This is a genomic window from Kitasatospora sp. NPDC041988 (genome assembly GCF_055588525.1).
In genome coordinates this window covers 84,391-101,991 of sequence record NZ_JBVJCO010000007.1, presented here as the reverse complement: position 1 = coordinate 101,991, position 17,601 = coordinate 84,391, and the positions used below count along the sequence as shown (strand labels likewise).

Annotated in this window: 16 protein-coding genes; 4 read left to right on the top strand and 12 right to left on the bottom strand. The window is 73.3% G+C overall.

The genetic code is table 11. The features are described from left to right. Window positions 1–159: 159 nt before the first annotated feature. From ACZ6NC_RS09855 to ACZ6NC_RS09835, 5 genes are all read right to left on the bottom strand, one after another. The gene (locus ACZ6NC_RS09855; RefSeq protein WP_465730816.1) at window positions 160–981 is read right to left on the bottom strand and encodes a purine-nucleoside phosphorylase; all 822 of its coding nucleotides are present in this window, start codon (window positions 979–981) and stop codon (window positions 160–162) included. A gap of 127 nt (window positions 982–1,108) precedes the next feature. After that, a complete protein-coding gene (locus ACZ6NC_RS09850; RefSeq protein ID WP_465730814.1) occupies window positions 1,109–2,209 on the bottom strand; it encodes an NlpC/P60 family protein in 1,101 nt (366 codons plus the stop codon). A gap of 78 nt (window positions 2,210–2,287) precedes the next feature. Next, complete coding sequence (locus tag ACZ6NC_RS09845; protein ID WP_063349074.1) at window positions 2,288–2,770, bottom strand: poly-gamma-glutamate biosynthesis protein PgsC/CapC; 483 nt, start codon at window positions 2,768–2,770, stop codon at window positions 2,288–2,290. Next, complete coding sequence (pgsB, locus tag ACZ6NC_RS09840) at window positions 2,767–4,188, bottom strand: poly-gamma-glutamate synthase PgsB (RefSeq protein WP_465730812.1); 1,422 nt, start codon at window positions 4,186–4,188, stop codon at window positions 2,767–2,769. The genes ACZ6NC_RS09845 and pgsB overlap by 4 nt, the downstream gene beginning before the upstream one ends. 15 nt (window positions 4,189–4,203) lie before the next feature. Next, the gene (locus ACZ6NC_RS09835) at window positions 4,204–6,450 is read right to left on the bottom strand and encodes a HAMP domain-containing protein (RefSeq protein ID WP_465730810.1); all 2,247 of its coding nucleotides are present in this window, start codon (window positions 6,448–6,450) and stop codon (window positions 4,204–4,206) included. Window positions 6,451–6,661: 211 nt separating this feature from the next. Between ACZ6NC_RS09835 and ACZ6NC_RS09830 the strand changes: the two genes are divergently transcribed. Then, window positions 6,662–7,663, top strand: a complete 1,002-nt coding sequence (locus ACZ6NC_RS09830) for a hypothetical protein (RefSeq protein ID WP_465730808.1) — start codon at window positions 6,662–6,664, stop codon at window positions 7,661–7,663. A 6-nt stretch (window positions 7,664–7,669) separates the two neighbouring features. Here the strand turns inward: ACZ6NC_RS09830 and ACZ6NC_RS09825 are convergent, their stop codons facing one another. Next, entirely contained in the window at window positions 7,670–8,107 is a 438-nt protein-coding gene (locus ACZ6NC_RS09825; RefSeq protein WP_396321347.1) for a gamma-glutamylcyclotransferase family protein, read from the bottom strand. 134 nt (window positions 8,108–8,241) lie between these two features. Between ACZ6NC_RS09825 and ACZ6NC_RS09820 the strand changes: the two genes are divergently transcribed. After that, the gene (locus ACZ6NC_RS09820) at window positions 8,242–9,696 is read left to right on the top strand and encodes an NAD(P)H-quinone dehydrogenase (protein WP_465730806.1); all 1,455 of its coding nucleotides are present in this window, start codon (window positions 8,242–8,244) and stop codon (window positions 9,694–9,696) included. A gap of 236 nt (window positions 9,697–9,932) precedes the next feature. Further along, window positions 9,933–10,895: a DeoR/GlpR family DNA-binding transcription regulator gene (locus ACZ6NC_RS09815; protein ID WP_465731007.1), complete on the top strand. Its 963-nt coding sequence runs from the start codon at window positions 9,933–9,935 to the stop codon at window positions 10,893–10,895. Window positions 10,896–11,036: 141 nt separating this feature from the next. Here ACZ6NC_RS09815 and ACZ6NC_RS09810 read toward each other — a convergent pair whose 3' ends face one another. Both ACZ6NC_RS09810 and ACZ6NC_RS09805 read right to left on the bottom strand, forming a co-directional pair. Next, window positions 11,037–12,812, bottom strand: a complete 1,776-nt coding sequence (locus ACZ6NC_RS09810; RefSeq protein ID WP_465730804.1) for an acetyl/propionyl/methylcrotonyl-CoA carboxylase subunit alpha — start codon at window positions 12,810–12,812, stop codon at window positions 11,037–11,039. A 220-nt stretch (window positions 12,813–13,032) separates the two neighbouring features. Further along, on the bottom strand, window positions 13,033–13,788 hold the full coding sequence (locus ACZ6NC_RS09805) for a hypothetical protein (RefSeq protein ID WP_465730802.1): 756 nt from the start codon (window positions 13,786–13,788) through the stop codon (window positions 13,033–13,035). A gap of 106 nt (window positions 13,789–13,894) precedes the next feature. Here ACZ6NC_RS09805 and ACZ6NC_RS09800 point away from each other — a divergent pair, with 106 nt between their 5' ends. Then, complete coding sequence (locus tag ACZ6NC_RS09800) at window positions 13,895–14,668, top strand: alpha/beta hydrolase (protein ID WP_465730800.1); 774 nt, start codon at window positions 13,895–13,897, stop codon at window positions 14,666–14,668. Between the two features lies 1 nt (window position 14,669). Here the strand turns inward: ACZ6NC_RS09800 and ACZ6NC_RS09795 are convergent, their stop codons facing one another. The 4 genes from ACZ6NC_RS09795 to ACZ6NC_RS09780 form a co-directional block, all read right to left on the bottom strand. Next, on the bottom strand, window positions 14,670–15,269 hold the full coding sequence (locus tag ACZ6NC_RS09795; RefSeq protein WP_465730798.1) for a nucleoside triphosphate pyrophosphatase: 600 nt from the start codon (window positions 15,267–15,269) through the stop codon (window positions 14,670–14,672). Window positions 15,270–15,303: 34 nt separating this feature from the next. Next, window positions 15,304–15,429 (bottom strand): morphogenic membrane protein MmpB, encoded by a 126-nt coding sequence (gene mmpB, locus ACZ6NC_RS09790; RefSeq protein ID WP_465730796.1) that lies wholly within the window; start codon window positions 15,427–15,429, stop codon window positions 15,304–15,306. Between the two features lie 148 nt (window positions 15,430–15,577). Continuing rightward, entirely contained in the window at window positions 15,578–15,793 is a 216-nt protein-coding gene (locus ACZ6NC_RS09785; protein ID WP_465730794.1) for an acyl-CoA carboxylase subunit epsilon, read from the bottom strand. A gap of 41 nt (window positions 15,794–15,834) precedes the next feature. Further along, window positions 15,835–17,427, bottom strand: a complete 1,593-nt coding sequence (locus tag ACZ6NC_RS09780; RefSeq protein ID WP_465550983.1) for an acyl-CoA carboxylase subunit beta — start codon at window positions 17,425–17,427, stop codon at window positions 15,835–15,837. Between the last annotated feature and the right edge of the window lie 174 nt (window positions 17,428–17,601).

The following is a 17,601-nucleotide window of genomic DNA, read 5'->3' as shown; positions in this document are numbered from 1 at the left end:
GTGTTTTTGGTTTTGCTTCTCCTCAGAACCCTCCCTTCCCGGGGGAGGGATGGTGGTTTGGGTTTCCCTCCGCCCCCCCAGTCCCCTTGGAACCCCCCCCCCCCCCCCCCCCCCCCCCCCCCCGGACCCCGTCGCTCACGATTGTGAACCAGATCCGGGTCAGATCCGCTCAAGGACCTTCGCCAGCAGCGCGCCCATGCGCTCGGCGGAGGCCTTGCCGGCCTCCAGCACCTCGGCGTGGTTGAGCGGCTCGCCGGTGATGCCGGCCGCCAGGTTGGTGACCAGGGAGATGCCGAGCACCTCGGAGCCGGCCTCGCGGGCGGCGATGGCCTCCAGCGTGGTGGACATGCCGACCAGCTCGCCGCCGATCACCCGGGCCATGTGGACCTCGGCCGGGGTCTCGTAGTGCGGGCCGCGGAACTGCACGTAGACGGCCTCGTCGAGGGTGGAGTCCACCTCGCGGCAGAGGTCGCGCAGGCGCTTGGAGTAGAGGTCCGTCAGGTCGACGAAGTTGGCGCCGACGATCGGGGAGTCCGCGGTCAGGTTGATGTGGTCGCTGATCAGGACCGGCTGGCCGGGGACCCAGCCCTCGCGCAGACCGCCGCAGCCGTTGGTCAGCACGATGATGCCGCAGCCCGCCGCGGCGGCGGTGCGCACGCCGTGGACCACGGTGGCCACGCCGTGGCCCTCGTAGTAGTGGTTGCGGCCCAGGAAGATCAGGGCGCGCTTGTCGCCGATCTTCACCGAGCGGATCGTGCCGGCGTGGCCGGCCACGGCGGGGGCGGGGAAGCCCGGGAGGTCGGTGACCGGGAACTCCGCCACGGTCTCGCCCAGGGCGTCGGCGGCCGGCACCCAGCCGGAGCCCATCACCAGGGCGACGTCGTGGCGCTCGGCACCGGTCAGCTCGCGCAGGCGCGCGGCGGCGGCCTGGGCGGCGGCGTAGGGGTCGGCGGAGACGACCGACTGAGGAGATGCGTTCACATGTCCGAGGATAGACGGGAAACGGCTACGCGCGTAGAAAATCCCGGTCCGACGTGCCGGATCGTTACCCGGATGGCGTGAAACTACAGCTCGCGGGCCCCTTTCCGCCCGCTCGGACGGGAGCAACCTACAGCCGTTTGGCGCTCCGCAGCCCCTTGGCGTACATGCCGCTGTCGTCCAGCCGCGCGGTGCCGCCCTTGTCGCCGAAGGTCGGGCCGTTGGCCTCCTCCCGGCTGGAGACGTAGCGGGGGTGGCCGTCGGTGTCCAGGCCGAGGTAGATGCCTACGTGGTCGAGCCGGGCGCCGGTGCGTGCGTCGATCTCGAAGAAGACCAGGTCACCGGGTTGCAGCGGGTCGATCGAGGCGGGCCGCACAGTGGTGTCCGAACCGGGAGCGGTGGTCAGCGGCAGCACCGGCACACCGGGGGCGAGCCGGGCCAGGCCGTTGGCGGTGCGCTGCAGGCCGGCGCCGGCCATGTCCTTGCTCAGCAGCGGGTAGCCGGAGCGGTAGCCATAGACCATCCGGACGAAGCCGGAGCAGTCGAAGGAGCCGTAGCGGGTCTTGTCCGGCTGCTTGGTGACCTTGTCGGCGAAGGTGTACGCGGTGCCGAGGTAGTCGACGAAGTCGGTCTGCTCCAGCCGCAGGTCGTTGCCGGCCGAGCCGTTCGGGTTGAGCGGGCCGAACGAGGCGTCGCCCTTGATCCGCACGCCCTTGGCGTCCTTGCCCTCCGGCGCGCCGGCCAGGTACTGGGTGGCGATCGCCAGCACGTCGTCCGCCGTGGAGCCCAGCGACTGCTGGAACCAGGCACGGAACCAGCCCTCGTTCTCCGCGCCGGCCTTCCAGGTCTGCGGCATCAGCCGGACCCAGCTGTCGCTGACCAGGGTGGCCGTGGTGGTGCCCGGTTCGGTGAAGGTACGGCTCGGGCCGGCCAGGACGGCGGTGCGGGCACCGTCGGTCAGGGTGGCGACCACGCCGCCGCGGGCGTCACGGACCACCGTGCGGTCCGGGCCGGCCAGCCGCTCGTACCGGTAGCCGGCGCCGGCCGCGGCGGTGCCCTGGGCGGCGGCCGGGCTCGGCGCGACGGTGGCGGCGATCAGCGGCGCGGTGCCGCCGACCGAGCCGGGCTGCTGCCCGTCGCGGTCCCGCAACTGGACGGTGAGGTACCCGCTGGCGGCCAGCAGGGTGACGGCGAGACCGCCGCTGAGCAGGGACTTCCGGGTGACGGGCATGGGGCTGCTTTCCAGTGGGCGGGATCAGGGCCGCTCGTGTGGATCAGGCCGGACTCGGGCTGATCCACACGACCGGCCCTATGTGCCGGGGAGGGCGCCGAGCAGCACGCCGGCGGTGAGCACGACGTAGTTGGCGAGCGTCACCGTGCTGGTGGCCATCAGGGTGGCGGCCCGCGGCTGGCGGACCAGCTGGTACGCGATCAGGCCGGGGACGATGAAGCCGAGCGTCTGGTTGGCGTACAGGGTCGGCAGCTCGCGCTGGAGGACCAGCATCACGGTGGCCTGGAGCAGGACGCCGATCAGCACCACGGCGGCGAACAGCCGCTTCCCGTAGAGGATCACCAGCTTCTGGACGACCCGGGTGGCGAGGTAGGTCAGCACCGTCACGCCGATCACGATCGCCACCCGTTGGAGGTCCTCGACCAGGGTGAGGGCCAGCCAACCGGGGGTGATCATGCCGCCGGGGGAGAGGTTGGTGGTCAGGTAGCAGACGAGCGAGAAGACCAGGCCGAGCGCGATGCCGATGGCGGCGATCTCGGGGGTGAGCTCGGTGGGGATCACTGCTGGTCTCCGTACGGGAAGGGGTGGTGCGGGCGGGCGGGGGCCGGGTCGAACCAGGAGTCGGGCAGCGGCTCGGGGACGTACACGGCCCTGACGTACGGCGGTTCCGGGTAGGCGGCTTCCGTGTACCCGGGCCCGGTGTACGCGGGCTCCGGGTGGTACGCCGGCCCGGGTTCGTCGTACGGCCGGTGCGCGGGCTGCGCGTCCGGCTCCTCCTCCCGGGGGGCGTCCGGCTCCTCGTCCGGGGCCAGCCGGGCCAGCTCCTCCAGGAACAGCTCGCCCTGGCCGTGGATGTTGCCGATCGCCACCAGCGAGGAGTCCGGCCCCAGCCCGGCCAGCAGCTCCGCGGTGAGCGCCGCCGGGTCGCGCCTGTCCCCGCCGAGGTCGACCACCCGACCCGACCAGCCGGCCGGGATGCCGTCCCGGGCGCTCTTGGTGGGGTGGCCGATCAGGAAGACGGTGTCCGGGTCGAGGTCCGGCACGATCTGGCCCATCTGGCCGTTGCGCTCGACGCGGTCCGGGCGGCAGTTGATCACCACGTTCAGCGGGCGGTGGATCGCGCCGAGGCCCTCCAGCTGGCGGACGTTCATCAGGGTGGACTCGGGGTCGTTGGCCGCGAACACGTTGGCGAACCGCAGCCGCTTGCCGTCCTCGGTGCGGTAGCGCTCGACCGAGAGGACGCCCGGGTCCGGCGGGGCCTGCCACATGCCCTGCAGCGCCGTCTGCCGCTCCACACCGAGGAGTTCGGCGACGGCGAGGGCGATGGCCACGTTCTCCTTGAAGGTGAACCAGCTGAAGCCGCGCAGTTCCTCGTCGGTGACCGACTCCGGGTCGACCACGATCAGTTCGCAGTTCCGTCGGGCCGCCTCCTCGCGCAGGATGTGCGCGCGCTCCTGCTCGGCGGTGACGCAGATGCCGTCGACCGGCATCGAGCGGGAGAGTGAGCGGGCGACGTCGTCCAGGGTCGGGCCCATCTCGGCGAGGTGGTCCTCGCGGACGTTGCAGAGCACACCGATGGTGGAGCGGATCAGCTTGGTCTGGTTGACCTCCTGGAGCGCCGGCATCACCGCCATGCACTCGATCACCAGGGCGTCCGGGCGGTAGGTCGCGGCGCGGCGGACGATGCCGATCTGCTCCACCACGTTGGCGATGCCGAACTTGCGGTAGACCGGCTCCTCGGTCGCGTCGGGGTGGATGAACCGGGCCGCGGTGCCGGTGGTCTTGGCGACGGTGACCAGGCCGCCGCCGCGCAGCGCGCCCGCGCAGAGCCGGGTGATCGAGCTCTTGCCGCGGATGCCGTTGACCAGCACCCGGGTGGGGATCTGCTCCAGTGCGGCGAAGTGCCGGCGCTGCTCGACGATGCCCGCCACCAGCAGGACGGCGCAGCACACCAGCAGCACGAGGTAGAGGAAGAGCACTTCGGGCGGTCCTTCTCAGCGGGTGGCGGTGGGCGCGGCGGCGGCGGACGCGGCGGCGGGCGTGCGGTGGGCGGGCTGGACCCTGGCCGCGGCCCCGAGGTCCTGGCGGATCAGCTCCAGGCTGCGGGCGACGGCGCCGACCTCGTCGTGGTGGACGGGGTAGAGCACGGTGCGGCGGTCCCCGGCGGCCAGTGCCTCGGCGCTCGCGGCGAGCCGGCGCAGCGGCAGGCCGACGGCGATGAAGAGCCAGCCGAGGCAGAGCGTGGCGGCGGCCAGGCCGAGCATGCCGGCCAGGACGGCGCGCCGGTCGGCCCGGTTCTGGTCGAGGTGCAGCCAGGCCACCGGGTGGGCGGTGACCACCGACCAGCCGAGCTTGGCGACGGTGCCGTTGCCGCCGAGCTGGGCGGCGGAGACCAGGGACGGGTCGCCGCCGGCGCGGACCACGTCGGCGGCGGCGCCCTTCTTGGCGTCCTCCAGGACGGCCTTGGCACGGCCTTCGGGGAGGTCGCCGAAGGAGCTGTAGCCCTCGTTCGCGGCGAGGACGCGCTGCCGGTCGTCGACCAGCCAGACCCGGCCGAGGCCGGGGCGGGTGAGCAGGGCGCTCAGGAAGTCGGTCTTGAACTCGCCGACCAGCACCGGGCCCCTGGCCGCCTGGGCGTCGTCCCCGTCCGGCTCGGCGGGGGCGGCGGTGAGCGTCGCGCGGGCGGCGACCCGCGGCTCCTTGCCGGACTTGTTGAGCAGCAGGACGCCGTTCGGGCCGAGCGCCTCCGGACCGGTGCGGTGCGGCGCCTCACCGGCCTGGGCGAGCAGTTCGCCGCCGGCGCCGAGGACGTACAGCGAGCGGTACCGGTCGTGCTCGGCGAGGGTGGCGCGGAGCAGGGTCGTGGCCTGGCCGACGGAGGCGTCGGCGAGTGCGGGGGCGAGCGAGCGCAGGTCGGCGTAGCCCTCGTTGAGCGCTTGGCGGACCCGGTCGGCGGCGGTGTCGGTGCGGTCCCGCTGGCCGGCCACCACCTGGGTGGGGACGCGGACCTCGGTGTCGGCGCCGCCGAGCAGGAGCAGCGGGCCGGACCAGCCGAGGATGACGACGGCGCACAGGGCGAGCGGCAGCGCGATGCCGGGCCGGCGGCGCTTCACCACCGGGGCCTGCGCCGGCGGGCGGGCCGGGTCGAGCAGTTGGAGCCGCAGCTCCTCCAGGGCGCGGTTGATCCGGCCGGCCTCGCCGCGCCTGGGCCCGTGGACCGGCTGGTCCAGCTCGCCTCGGGTGAGCCGGCGGGCGTCCAGGAAGAGCCGGAGCAGCGGGCGCTGGAGGGTACGGATCAGGAACCAGGCCAGCAGCAGGGCGACCAGCAGCAGCGCGCCGGCCGCGGCCAGGCCGAGGGCGGGGTGGCGCAGGCTGCCGGGCTTGCCGTCGATGGTGCTGGTGGAGACGACGGTGAGGCCGAGCGGGGTGGCCAGGTCGTGCCCGTCGGGGGTGGCGACGGCCGCGTAGCCGGCCACCCGGCGGAAGCCCTTGTCGTCGGGGCTGCCGGCCAGGCTGCCGGAGGCGTTCTCGCCGGGCACGGGGTGGGCGTGGGCGGCGTGCTCCCGGGCGGTGGCGACCAGCCGCTTGTCGGGCTCGGCGAGCGGGGCGCCGGTGGAGTCCAGGACGGCGCCGGTGGCGTCGAGGACCTGGATGGTCTGCTCCTTGCGGGTGGCGATGCCGGGCAGCCGCAGGTTGTCGGAGGCGACCAGCAGGGCGCGGCCGTCCGTCTTGGTGGTGACCAGGGCGAAGGTCAGCAGCCGGGTGCCGGCGGTGGAGGGCACCAGCAGTGGCGCGGGCGCGGTGTCGGTGACCTTGCCGAGGTCGAGGCCGGCCAGCGGGACGGTCTCGCCGCGGGCGGCGAGCAGCCGGCCGGTCGAGGGCCGGACGATCACGGTGCCGCGCCACTTCTGGTACGCCTGGCCGAGCGCGGTCAGGACGGCGGCGGGCTCGGCGGGGGCGCTGTCGTAGCGGGCGGCGGCTCGGCGCAGGTCGGTGGAGCTCTCGTGGAGTCCGGCGCGGAGCGAGGCGGCGGTGTCCTCGGCGGCGAACTGGTGGGACTCGCGGACGGCCTGCGGGGTGTCGTCCACCCGGAGGCCGCCGACGGCCAGTGCGGTGATCGCGGCGACGGCCAGCAGCAGGATCAGCAGCAGGACGATCGGCGGGCGGATGCCTCCGAGCAGCGGCATGTCGGCCCGGCGGCGATAGCGGTGCTGTCGCGGCGGGTTGCTTGCCGTGCTCACGGGGGGGCCTCGTCATCGGTTCGGGGGCGGCGGCGCGCCCGCCTCCCCCTGGAGCTTCGCCGCGACCTGTGGTCAAGCCCTGGTCAAAACCTGAAGAGCTTACGAGGAGGTTCACGGAAAGCTGTCACGTTTCCATATCGAAACAGAGAAGCTTCGGCCTCTCTTGGTTTGGACCATGGAAAGAGAGGTGCGCAAGGTAGGTTCTCGCCCTATGGAGACTCTGCCCGTGAAGAACGCGGGTTCCCGGCGAGCGGTGGTGCTGCCGGTGGCCGTGCTGCTGGTGCTGGCGGCGCTGGCCGTCGGGCTGACCGTCGCGGCCCGCGGCTCGGCCGGCCGGACGGGAGCGGCGGCCCCGGCCGGGCCGGCGGTCCCGAGCGGCCCGCAGCCGGTGGACCTGGCGGCCCGGGTGGACGCGTACAGCGCCGGCTTCGCCCCCGGCGGCCCCTACACGGAGCCGGACGCCGTCCAGCGCCGGGCCGTCGCCGACGGGGTGCTGGCGGCGCTCGACGGGCGGCCCGAGCGGGCCGGCCAGGCGCTGGCACCGGTCGGCTACCGGCTGGACGAGTTCACCGAGGCGGGCAGCGGGCGCCGGGTGGCCGAGATCGCCGAGGACACGGCAGGGGCGGCGGACCATCGCGGCTGGGGCCGGGTCTACCTGGACCTCTCGGCGAAGGACTACTGGACGGTCCAGGTGCCGCACCCCGTCTCCGACAGCCGCACCGAACTGCTCGGGGTGGACCTCTTCCGGGCCGCGCCGGGCGCGGTGCTGGTACTCGCCGGGGCGCACCGCAGGGCGGGCGCGGACGGCTCCTCCGACCCGGCGCACCGCAGCGACACGGTGTTCGCCGCCGTGATCGAGGCGCTCACGGCGCGCGGGCTGCCCGGCATCCAGGTGCACGGCTTCGACGAGGGCAGCCTGCCCGGGCAGGACGCGGTGGTCTCCAGCGGCACCGGAACGGCCGGGCCGGCCGCCGAGCTGACCGCCGGCGGGCTCGGGCAGGCCGGGTTCGCGGTCTGCCGCGCGTGGCGGGAGAAGTGCGGGCAGCTGGAGGGCACCACCAACGTCGAGGGCCGGTTCGCGGCCGGCCTCGCGGTGCCGTGGCTGCACGTCGAGCTGGCCAACGCGCTGCGCACCGAGCCGGCCCGGCGGGCCGCGGTGGCGAGGGCCCTGGCCGCCACGGCCGTCTCCTGGCGTAGCCCGGCTACGCCCTGACGGCCACTAACAGGGGCGGCGGCGCAGGTCCAGGACGTAGTCGTGCGGGGCGCCGGCGCTCTCCGCGGCGTCGGCGATCAGGCCGAGGTAGCGGGCGGCGGGCAGGCCGCCCTCGTAGTCGTTGAGCACGTACGTCCAGACCGGGATGTCGCCGTCCAGGGTGTGCGCGCGCAGCTTGATCTTGCGGTAGATGCCGAGCTGGACGCCCTCCCAGCGGTCGAGGCCCTCCTCGTCCATCGGCGCGACGTCGTACAGCGAGACGAAGACCTGGTCCTTCTCGTCCTCGACCACGGTGGCCAGCGAGCCCTCCCAGCCGAGCTGTTCACCGCCGAAGGTGAGCCGCCAGCCGTCCAGCCACCCGGTACCGCGCAGTGGGGAGTGCGGGGCTCGGCGGGTCATCTGCCGGGCATCGAGGTTGGTGGCATACGCGGCGTAAAGGGGCATGGGGGGAAGCCTAGACCGTCCGTCGATCGGGGGGTCGAGACGCCGGCCCCCGATCGACGGACGGTCTGCGGTTCGCTGGGCGATCGCACAGGAGCCCCGACCCCGGCGTGGCAGTGCTCCCGGCGTACGGGACAATGGGGGATGTGACTCGGATCGTGATCATCGGTGGCGGACCCGGCGGCTACGAGGCGGCGCTCGTCGCCGCTCAGCTCGGCGCGGAGGTGACCGTCGTCGACCGCGACGGTCTGGGTGGATCGGCGGTGCTCACGGACTGCGTGCCGTCGAAGACCCTGATCGCGACCGCGGAGGTGATGACGACCTTCGACAGCTCGTACGAAGAGCTGGGCATCATCGTCGCCGACGACACCCCGCCGCTGGAGCAGCAGGCCCGGGTGGTCGGCGTGGACCTCGGCAAGGTCAACCGACGGGTGAAGCGCCTCGCCATCGCGCAGTCGCACGACATCACCCAGTCGGTGACCCGTGCCGGCGTCACCGTGCTGCGCGGCCGGGGCCGGCTCGGCACCGGCGGGCAGGCCGCGGACGGCTCCCGCGAGGTGCTGGTGGACGCGCCCGACGGCACCGTGCAGTCGCTGCGCGCCGACGCGGTGCTGATCGCCACCGGCGCCCACCCGCGCGAGCTGCCGGACGCCCAGCCGGACGGCGAGCGCATCCTGAGCTGGACCCAGGTGTACGACCTGGACGAGCTGCCGCGCGAGCTGATCGTGGTCGGCTCCGGCGTCACCGGCGCCGAGTTCGCCGGTGCGTACCAGGCGATCGGCTCCAAGGTCACCCTGGTCTCCAGCCGTGACCGGGTGCTGCCGGGCGAGGACCCGGACGCCGCCGAGGTGCTGGAGGAGGTCTTCCGCCGCCGCGGCATGAACGTGATGAGCCGTTCCCGCGCCGAGGGTGCCAAGCGCGTGGGCGACCACGTCGAGGTGACCCTCTCCGACGGCACGGTGATCAAGGGCACGCACTGCCTGATGGCGGTCGGCTCGATCCCGAACACCGCGGACATGGGCCTGGAGGAGGCCGGGGTCAAGCTCAACGACTGGGGCCAGATCCAGGTCGACCGGGTCTCGCGCACCAGCGCCCCCGGCGTGTACGCGGCCGGCGACTGCACCGGGGTCTTCATGCTCGCCTCGGTCGCGGCCATGCAGGGCCGGATCGCGATGTACCACGCGCTCGGCGACGCGGTGCAGCCGCTGAACCTGAAGACCGTGGCCTCCAACGTCTTCACCGACCCGGAGATCGCCACCGTCGGCTACACCGCCGCCGACGTGAAGTGCGGCAAGATGGACGCGGTCGAGGTCAAGCTGCCGCTGCGCGGCAACCCGCGGGCCAAGATGCAGGGCATCCGGGACGGCTTCGTGAAGCTGTTCTGCCGCCCGGGCACCGGCATCGTGGTCGGCGGTGTGGTGGTCGCCCCGCGCGCCAGCGAACTGATCCACCCGATCTCGCTCGCGGTGGACGCCAATCTGACGGTCGAACAGGTGGCCAGCGCCTTCACCGTCTACCCGTCGGTCTCCGGCTCGACCGCCGAGGCCGCCCGCCAGCTCCACATAAGGAAGCGGGCCGAGGGCGAAAACTGAGCACCTGACGCGAAGTTGAGGGCGGCTGCCGGTCGGCGGCCGCCCTTCGCGCGTACCTGGGTGTCACCCGGACGGCGGGCGCAGTTCCGGATTGCTGACGGCGCGTATTGTACGGTCACGCGCCGCTCGTGCGTGAGCAATTCCGGCTACCAGCTGCAAACGCCTGAAAGCAGACGGTCACGCAGGTTACCGTCGGTTCTGTGTTTGCAGCAGAACGTCGCCAGTTGATCCTCGAAATGGTGCGCGCCAACGGAGCCGTGTCGCTCCGCGAACTGGCCCGCGTCGTCCAGACCTCCGAAGTGACCGTGCGCCGAGACGTACGGGCGCTGGAGGCAGAAGGGCTCCTCGACCGCCGGCACGGCGGCGCGGTGCTCCCCGGCGGCTTCAGCCGCGAACCCGGCTACCCACAGAAGACCCACCTCTCCGCGGCCGAGAAGAGCGCCATCGCCGATCTCGCCGCGGGCCTGGTGGAGGAGGGCGACGCCGTGGTGGTCGGCGCCGGTACCACCACCCAGGAGCTGGCCCGCAGACTGGCCCGGGTACCCGGACTGACGGTGGTCACCAACTCGCTGCTGGTCGCCCAGGCGCTGGCGCACGCCAACCGGGTGGAGGTGGTGATGACCGGCGGCACCCTGCGGGGCTCCAACTACGCCCTGGTGGGCAGCGGGGCCGAACAGTCGCTGCACGGGCTGCGGGTCTCCAAGGCGTTCATCTCCGGCAGTGGGCTGACGGCCGAACGCGGCCTGTCGACCACGAACATGCTCTCCGCGAGCGTGGACCGGGCTCTGGTGCAGTCGGCCGCCGAGGTCATCGTCCTCGCCGACCACACCAAGCTCGGCGCGGACACCATGTTCCAGACCGTGCCCACCGAGACCATCACCCGCCTGGTCACCGACGAGCACGCCACCTCCGACGACGGCACCGCGCGCGAGCTGGACGCCCTCGCCGACTGCGGCGTGCAGATCGACCTGGCGCCGCTCGGCGCCGCCCCCACCGGGGACGCCCCGGTGCACGGCACGGGCAGCGGCCCCGTCCACCAGACCCAGCCGGGCCCGATGGCCCGCAGGGCCGCCCCGCCGCCCGGGGGTGCCCCGCTGCCCGGCCAGCGCCGTCCGGGCGCACACGGTGGCCCCGCGGGCCCCGGCGGGCCGCTGCCGGCCCGGCTCGCCGAGCTGGGCGGCATCCCGCGCGTGCGGTAGCCGGCGCTCGGCGGCGCCGGCAGCCGCTCCGGGCCGGAAACGGAACCGGTCCGCACACCACGGGGGTGTACGGACCGGTCCGGCGAGGGGACTTCGCCGTCCCCGGGCTTGCTGTGCGCGTTCGCCCTGAGGGGCGCTCGGTCAGTCCTTGATCTCGCAGAGGGCGGCGCCGCTGGAGACGCTCGCGCCGACCTCGGCCTTGAGGCCGACCACGGTGCCCGCCTTGTGCGCGTTCAGCGGCTGCTCCATCTTCATCGCCTCCAGGACGACGATCAGCTCGCCCTCCGCGACGACCTGGCCCTCCTCGACGGCGACCTTGACGATGGTGCCCTGCATCGGCGAGGCCAGGGTGTCACCGCTGACCGCGGAGCCGGCCTTCTTGGTGCCGACCCGGCGCTTGGCCTTGGCCGCACCGGTCGCACCCGCCGCCGGAGCCGTGGAGACGCCCAGCGAGGACGGCAGCGAGACCTCGATCCGCTTGCCGCCGACCTCGACCACGACGGTCTCCCGGCCCTCGGCCTCCTCGCCCTCGACCGCGCCGCCGGCGAACGCCGGGATGGTGTTGTCGAACTCGGTCTCGATCCAGCGGGTGAAGACCTTGAACGCCTCGTCGCTGCCGTGCACCTCCGGCGCGAACGCCGGGTCGGTGACGACCGCCTGGTGGAACGGGATGGCGGTGGCCATGCCCTCCACCTTGAACTCCGACAGCGCGCGGGCGGCGCGCTGCAGGGCCTGCTTGCGGGTGGCGCCGGTGACGATCAGCTTGGCGAGCAGCGAGTCCCAGGCGGGGCCGATGACCGAGCCGGTCTCGACGCCGGCGTCCAGGCGCACGCCCGGGCCGGACGGCGGGGCGAACAGCGTGACGGTGCCCGGGGCGGGCAGGAAGCCGCGGCCCGGGTCCTCGCCGTTGATGCGGAACTCGATCGAGTGACCGCGCACCTCCGGGTCGTCGTAGCCGATCTCCTCGCCGTCGGCGATCCGGAACATCTCGCGGACCAGGTCGATGCCGGTGACCTCCTCGGAGACCGGGTGCTCGACCTGGAGCCTGGTGTTGACCTCCAGGAAGGAGATCAGGCCGTCCTGGGCGACCAGGAACTCGCAGGTCCCGGCGCCGACGTAGCCGGCCTCCTTCAGGATGGCCTTGGACGCCCGGTACAGCTCGGCGTTCTGCTCGGCGGTCAGGAACGGCGCGGGCGCCTCCTCGACCAGCTTCTGGTGCCGGCGCTGCAGCGAGCAGTCACGGGTGGAGACGACGACCACGTTGCCGTGCTGGTCGGCCAGGCACTGGGTCTCGACGTGCCGCGGGTTGTCGAGGTAGCGCTCCACGAAGCACTCGCCGCGACCGAAGGCGGCGACCGCCTCGCGTACCGCGGACTCGTACAGCTCCGGGATCTCCTCCAGCGTGCGGGCGACCTTCAGGCCGCGGCCGCCGCCGCCGAAGGCCGCCTTGATGGCGACCGGCAGGCCGTTCTCCCGGGCGAACGTGACGACCTCGTCGGCACCCGAGACCGGGTCCGGCGTACCGGCCACCAGCGGGGCGCCGGCGCGTTGCGCCACGTGCCGGGCGGTGACCTTGTCACCGAGGTCGCGGATGGCCTGCGGCGGCGGGCCGATCCAGGTCAGGCCCGCGTCGATGACGGCCTGGGCGAAGTCGGCGTTCTCCGACAGGAAGCCATAGCCGGGGTGGACGGCGTCCGCACCCGAGTCGGCGGCTGCCTTGAGGACCTTCGCGATGTCGAGGTAGCTGGTACCGGGGGTGTCGCCGCCCAGCGCGTAAGCCTCGTCGGCCGCGCGGACGTGCAGCGCATCCCGGTCCGGCTCGGCGTAGACGGCGACGCTGGCGATACCGGCGTCCGAGCAGGCCCGGGCGACGCGGACGGCGATTTCTCCGCGGTTGGCGATGAGCACCTTGCGCACTGTGGCTCCCTTCTTGAACCTGATCGAGTCTATGGATTTCTCGGTAGTACCGGCGAGTAGCCGAAGGTTGTGAACTATCCCACACGGAGGGTGATGCGCCCGCCGGACCGATCCGCGGACCGGCCGGGGTCTTCCCAGGTGGCGGCCGGTGAGGCCGCCGCGGCCCGGCCCGCCCGGGCGGTGACCCGGAGGTACGGCGACGCGGTGGCCTTGGCCACACTCACGGAACGCGGGCCGCGGAGGCACTCCTTTCGAGTGCCCGGGCGGTCACGTCGGCGGTCAGCTCGACCACGTCCGGGCCGTACGCCCTCGGGTTGACGACCTTGAGGACGAGGGCGAAGGTACCGTCCGCGCCGTACTTGCGGGCGAGCCTGCGGTGGTGGGCGACCAGGTAGCGGACGGCGGCGTGGTTGGACACGGCGGTCTGCCCGGAGACCAGGAAGGCCGGCCGGCTGCCGGGCGTCGGGTGCAGCCGGGCCAGCAGCACGAACGCCTGACCGCCGGAGGGCTCGGACTCGTGCTCGTACCGGTACTCCTCGCCGCCCACCGTCAGCGTCAGCACCGGGACGGTGCCGGACATGTCGCCGTCGAAGGCGACCCCGGGCAGCCAGGACGTCAGGTGGGCCGCCGTCCGGTCGTTGCCGGTCGGCCCGCCGATGCAGAACTCCGCCTTGTGGCCGAGCCCCTGACGGACGTCGTCGTGGGCGACCAGGTCGGCCACGGCCCCGCACTCCTTGACCAGCGCGGCCAGCTCCATCAGCGCGAACACGTCGTTGCGCGAGACGCTCTTGCCGCTGGCCGCGCCGGCGTGCCGGTTCACCACCATCAGGCACTCGCTGCCGGCCGGCAGGCCGAAGAACGAGCGGACGCGTTCCAGCCGGCGTCTTCGGCGCAGGTTCTGCCCGAGCCAGCCGAGCCCGGCACTGATCGCGCTGGCGACCAGCCCCAGCACCACGTTGAGCAGACCGTCGGTCACCTGCCCGTCCTCTCCCCCGCTCGCCGTTCGAACGTCCGTCAGACTAGCGGCGGTTGACCGTCCCGGGCCATTGACGGAGGCGGAACGTCCTCCTAGCGTGCGACAGATGAGGTTCTTCAGGGGGAAGTCGGGGGTGGCGGCCGCCGCCATAGGGGTACTGGCCGTCGCCGGCTGTGGCAGCTCGGGCACGGCCGCGGCACCGGGCGGTGCCCCGTCGGGCAGTGCCTCGCCGACGGCCGGGCCGGCCCGGACGCACGGCTGCCTCACCGAGGCGCAGGCCAAGGCCGGCAGCATCGACCTGCCGGCCTCCTCCGGCATCCGCCCGGCCTACTTCCAGCAGGCGGACGCCGGGCCGGCCCGGACGGCGGTGGTCTTCTCGCACCAGCTCGACGGCTCCCTCTGCGACTGGGTGCCCTACCTGCCGGAGTTCACCAAGGCCGGGTACGCCGTGCTGGCCGCCAACGTGCCGGGCAGCCCCGCGCGCGACCTCCCGGCGGCGCTGACCTGGCTCGGGACCAAGGGCGTCACCAAGGTGGTCCTGGTCGGCGCCTCCAAGGGCGGTACCGGCTCACTGGTGGCCGCCGCCGAGCCGACCCCGCTCCCGGTCGCCGCCGTGGTCTCGCTCAGCGGGCCCGCGCAGTACAGCGGGGACAACGCCGGGAAGGCGGTGCGGACGTCGCAGGTGCCGGAGTTCTTCGCCGCGGAGGAGGACGACTCGCCGTTCGCCCAGGACGCCCGGACCCTGCACACCGCCGCTGTGGCGCCGGTCAAGCAGCTCAAGATCTACCCGGGCTCCCGCCACGGCGCGGACCTGCTCGCGGACGGCGCACTGCCGGACGCGCTGGCGTTCCTCACTCAGCAGGCCCCGGCGGCCGGGTGAGTCAGGCCCAGAGGTCGGTGATGCGGACGCCCAGCTCGGCGAGGAGGGTGCGCAGCAGCGGCAGCGAGAGGCCGATGACGTTGCCCGGGTCGCCGTCGATGCCTTCGACGAACGGCGCCGAGCGGCCGTCCAGGGTGAACGCGCCGGCCACGTGCAGCGGTTCGCCGGAGGCGATGTAGGCGGCGACCTCGGCGTCGTCCGGGGTGCCGAAGCGGACGGTGGTGGAGGCGGCGGCCGAGGACTGCTCGCCGGTGACGGTGTCGATCACGCAGTGCCCGGTGCGCAGGACGCCGGAGCGGCCGCGCATCGACTGCCAGCGGGCCAGCGCCTCGGCGGCGTCGGCGGGCTTGCCGAGCGCCAGGCCGTCCAGCTCCAGCACCGAGTCGCAGCCGATCACCAGCTCGCCGCCGGTCAGTTCGGCGGCGACCGCCTTGGCCTTGGCCTCGGCCAGGACGAGCGCGAGCTCGCCGGGGGTGGCGGCGGTGATCGCGTCCTCGTCGACCCCGCTGACCACCACACGCGGGTCGAGGCCCGCCTGGCGCAGCAGCCCGAGGCGGGCGGGGGAGGCGGAGGCGAGGACGAGGGCGCGGCGGTCGGTCATGCCCACCAGGGTAGGGGGTCCTCCGTGCGGCCGTTCAGAGCATCAGCAGAACGGCGAACACCAGGAGGAAGGCGGCGAGCACAGGGCCGGCGCGGCGCAGTTTCTCCTGCACCCGCCGGGCCTCGGGGGAGGGCTCGTCGCGGGGGTCTGACCAGAGCACCCATCCAGGGTGCGCCGTGGGGCCGCGGTGGCGCCTGAGTATCCGTACTCAGCTTTCGGGGCAATCCGGGCGCGGCCGTGCGGACGGGCGCGGAGTGGGAAGCCGGCCGCGCCGACTTCCCACTCCGCACACCAGTGCCGGGCCGGGGCTAGCCGGCCCAGCCCGAGGTGCGCCAGACGTCGGGGCCGGGGCGCGGGGTGCCGCGCAGCCGGCGGGCGCGGTCGTTCCAGGGGGAGTCCGGGCCGGCGCCGGCACGGGCCGCCTCGGCGGCCTGTGCGGCGGCGGCCCGGGAGTGGACCACCGCCAGGACGGTGGCCAGCTCCTCGGGGGTCGGCTGCCCGTGCAGCACGTGGATCGGGGCCATGGCTCAATCCTCTCGCGACGGCCGCTGGTGGGGGAGGGTGCTCACAGGGGGATGTTGCCGTGCTTCTTCGGCGGCAGCACCTCACGCTTGCCACGCAGCGCCCGCAGGCCGCGGACGATGTGCCGGCGGGTCTCGCTCGGCGCGATGACCGCGTCGACGTACCCGCGCTCGGCGGCCAGGTACGGGTTGAGCAGGGTGTCCTCGTACTCGGCGACCAGCTCGGCCCGGCGGGCGTCGACGTCCTCGCCGGCCGCGGCGGCCTCGGCCAGCTCACGGCGGTAGACGATGTTGGCCGCGCCCTGCGCGCCCATCACCGCGATCTGCGCGGTCGGCCAGGCCAGGTTGAGGTCGGCGCCCAGGTGCTTGGAGCCCATGACGTCGTACGCGCCGCCGAAGGCCTTGCGGGTGATCACGGTGATCAGCGGGACGGTCGCCTCGGCGTACGCGTAGATCAGCTTGGCGCCGCGGCGGATGATGCCGTCCCACTCCTGCTCGGTGCCGGGCAGGAAGCCGGGCACGTCGACGAAGGTCAGCACCGGGATGTTGAACGAGTCGCAGGTCCGGATGAACCGGGCGGCCTTCTCGCTGGCGGCGATGTCCAGGCAGCCGGCCAGGTCCATCGGCTGGTTGCCGACGATGCCGACGGGGTGGCCCTCGACCCGGCCGAAGCCGGTGATGATGTTGCCCGCGTACAGCGGCTGGGTCTCCAGGAACTCGCCGTCGTCGAGGACGTGCTCGATCACCTTGTGCATGTCGTACGGCTGGTTCGCCGAGTCCGGCACCAGGGTGTCGAGTTCGAGGTCCTCGTCGGTGACGGTGAGGTCCGCCTCCTCCGGGAAGGCCGGCGGGTCGGAGAGGTTGTTGGAGGGCAGGTACGAGAGCAGGCTCTTGACGTACTCGACCGCCTCCTTCTCGTCCGTGGCCAGGTAGTGCGCGTTGCCGGACTTGGTGTTGTGGGTGCGCGCGCCGCCCAGCTCCTCCATGCCGACGTCCTCGCCGGTGACGGTCTTGATCACGTCCGGGCCGGTGATGAACATGTGCGAGGTCTGGTCGGCCATCACCACGAAGTCGGTGATCGCGGGGGAGTAGACCGCGCCGCCCGCGCAGGGGCCCATGATCAGCGAGATCTGCGGGATGACCCCGGAGGCGTGCACGTTGCGGCGGAAGATCTCGCCGTACAGGCCGAGCGAGACCACGCCCTCCTGGATGCGGGCGCCGCCGGAGTCGTTGATGCCGATGACCGGGCAGCCGGTCTTCAGCGCGAAGTCCATCACCTTGACGATCTTCTCGCCGAAGACCTCGCCGAGCGAGCCGCCGAAGACGGTGAAGTCCTGCGCGAAGACGGCCACCTGGCGGCCGTCCACGGTGCCGTAGCCGGTGACGACGCCGTCGCCGTAGGGGCGGTTCTTCTCCTGGCCGAAGTTGGTCGAGCGGTGCCGGGCGAACTCGTCGAACTCCACGAAGGAGTCCTCGTCCAGCAGCTCGACCACTCGCTCACGGGCCGTCAGCTTGCCCTTGGCGTGCTGCTTCTCCACGGCCTTGGCGGAGCCGGAGTGCACCGCCTCGTCGATCCTGCGCCGCAGGTCGGCGAGCTTGCCGGCGGTGGTGTGGGGGTCGTACGGCGCCTCGGTCATCCGGTGGGCTCTCCCTGATCCATGGGCCGCGACCTGTTGAGTACTGGGGGGGGGGGGGGGGGGGGGCGGGGAAGAGGGGAGGGGGGGGGAACAAAACAACCGCGAGGAGGGTAGGCAGCGGGCAGGGGTTTCCTCTGTGGTCCGGGGCAAAGGGTGTTGCCGCTCGCTTTGCGG

Coding starts and splice junctions, on each gene's coding strand:
- ACZ6NC_RS09785 (WP_465730794.1), bottom strand. CDS start 15,793: ATGGCCCCGATCCACGTGCTGCACGGGCAGCCGACCCCCGAGGAGCTG.
- ACZ6NC_RS09830 (WP_465730808.1), top strand. CDS start 6,662: ATGGAGACTCTGCCCGTGAAGAACGCGGGTTCCCGGCGAGCGGTGGTG.
- ACZ6NC_RS09820 (WP_465730806.1), top strand. CDS start 8,242: ATGGGGGATGTGACTCGGATCGTGATCATCGGTGGCGGACCCGGCGGC.
- ACZ6NC_RS09815 (WP_465731007.1), top strand. CDS start 9,933: ATGGTGCGCGCCAACGGAGCCGTGTCGCTCCGCGAACTGGCCCGCGTC.
- ACZ6NC_RS09800 (WP_465730800.1), top strand. CDS start 13,895: ATGAGGTTCTTCAGGGGGAAGTCGGGGGTGGCGGCCGCCGCCATAGGG.
- ACZ6NC_RS09825 (WP_396321347.1), bottom strand. CDS start 8,107: ATGCCCCTTTACGCCGCGTATGCCACCAACCTCGATGCCCGGCAGATG.
- ACZ6NC_RS09795 (WP_465730798.1), bottom strand. CDS start 15,269: ATGACCGACCGCCGCGCCCTCGTCCTCGCCTCCGCCTCCCCCGCCCGC.
- ACZ6NC_RS09780 (WP_465550983.1), bottom strand. CDS start 17,427: ATGACCGAGGCGCCGTACGACCCCCACACCACCGCCGGCAAGCTCGCC.
- ACZ6NC_RS09850 (WP_465730814.1), bottom strand. CDS start 2,209: ATGCCCGTCACCCGGAAGTCCCTGCTCAGCGGCGGTCTCGCCGTCACC.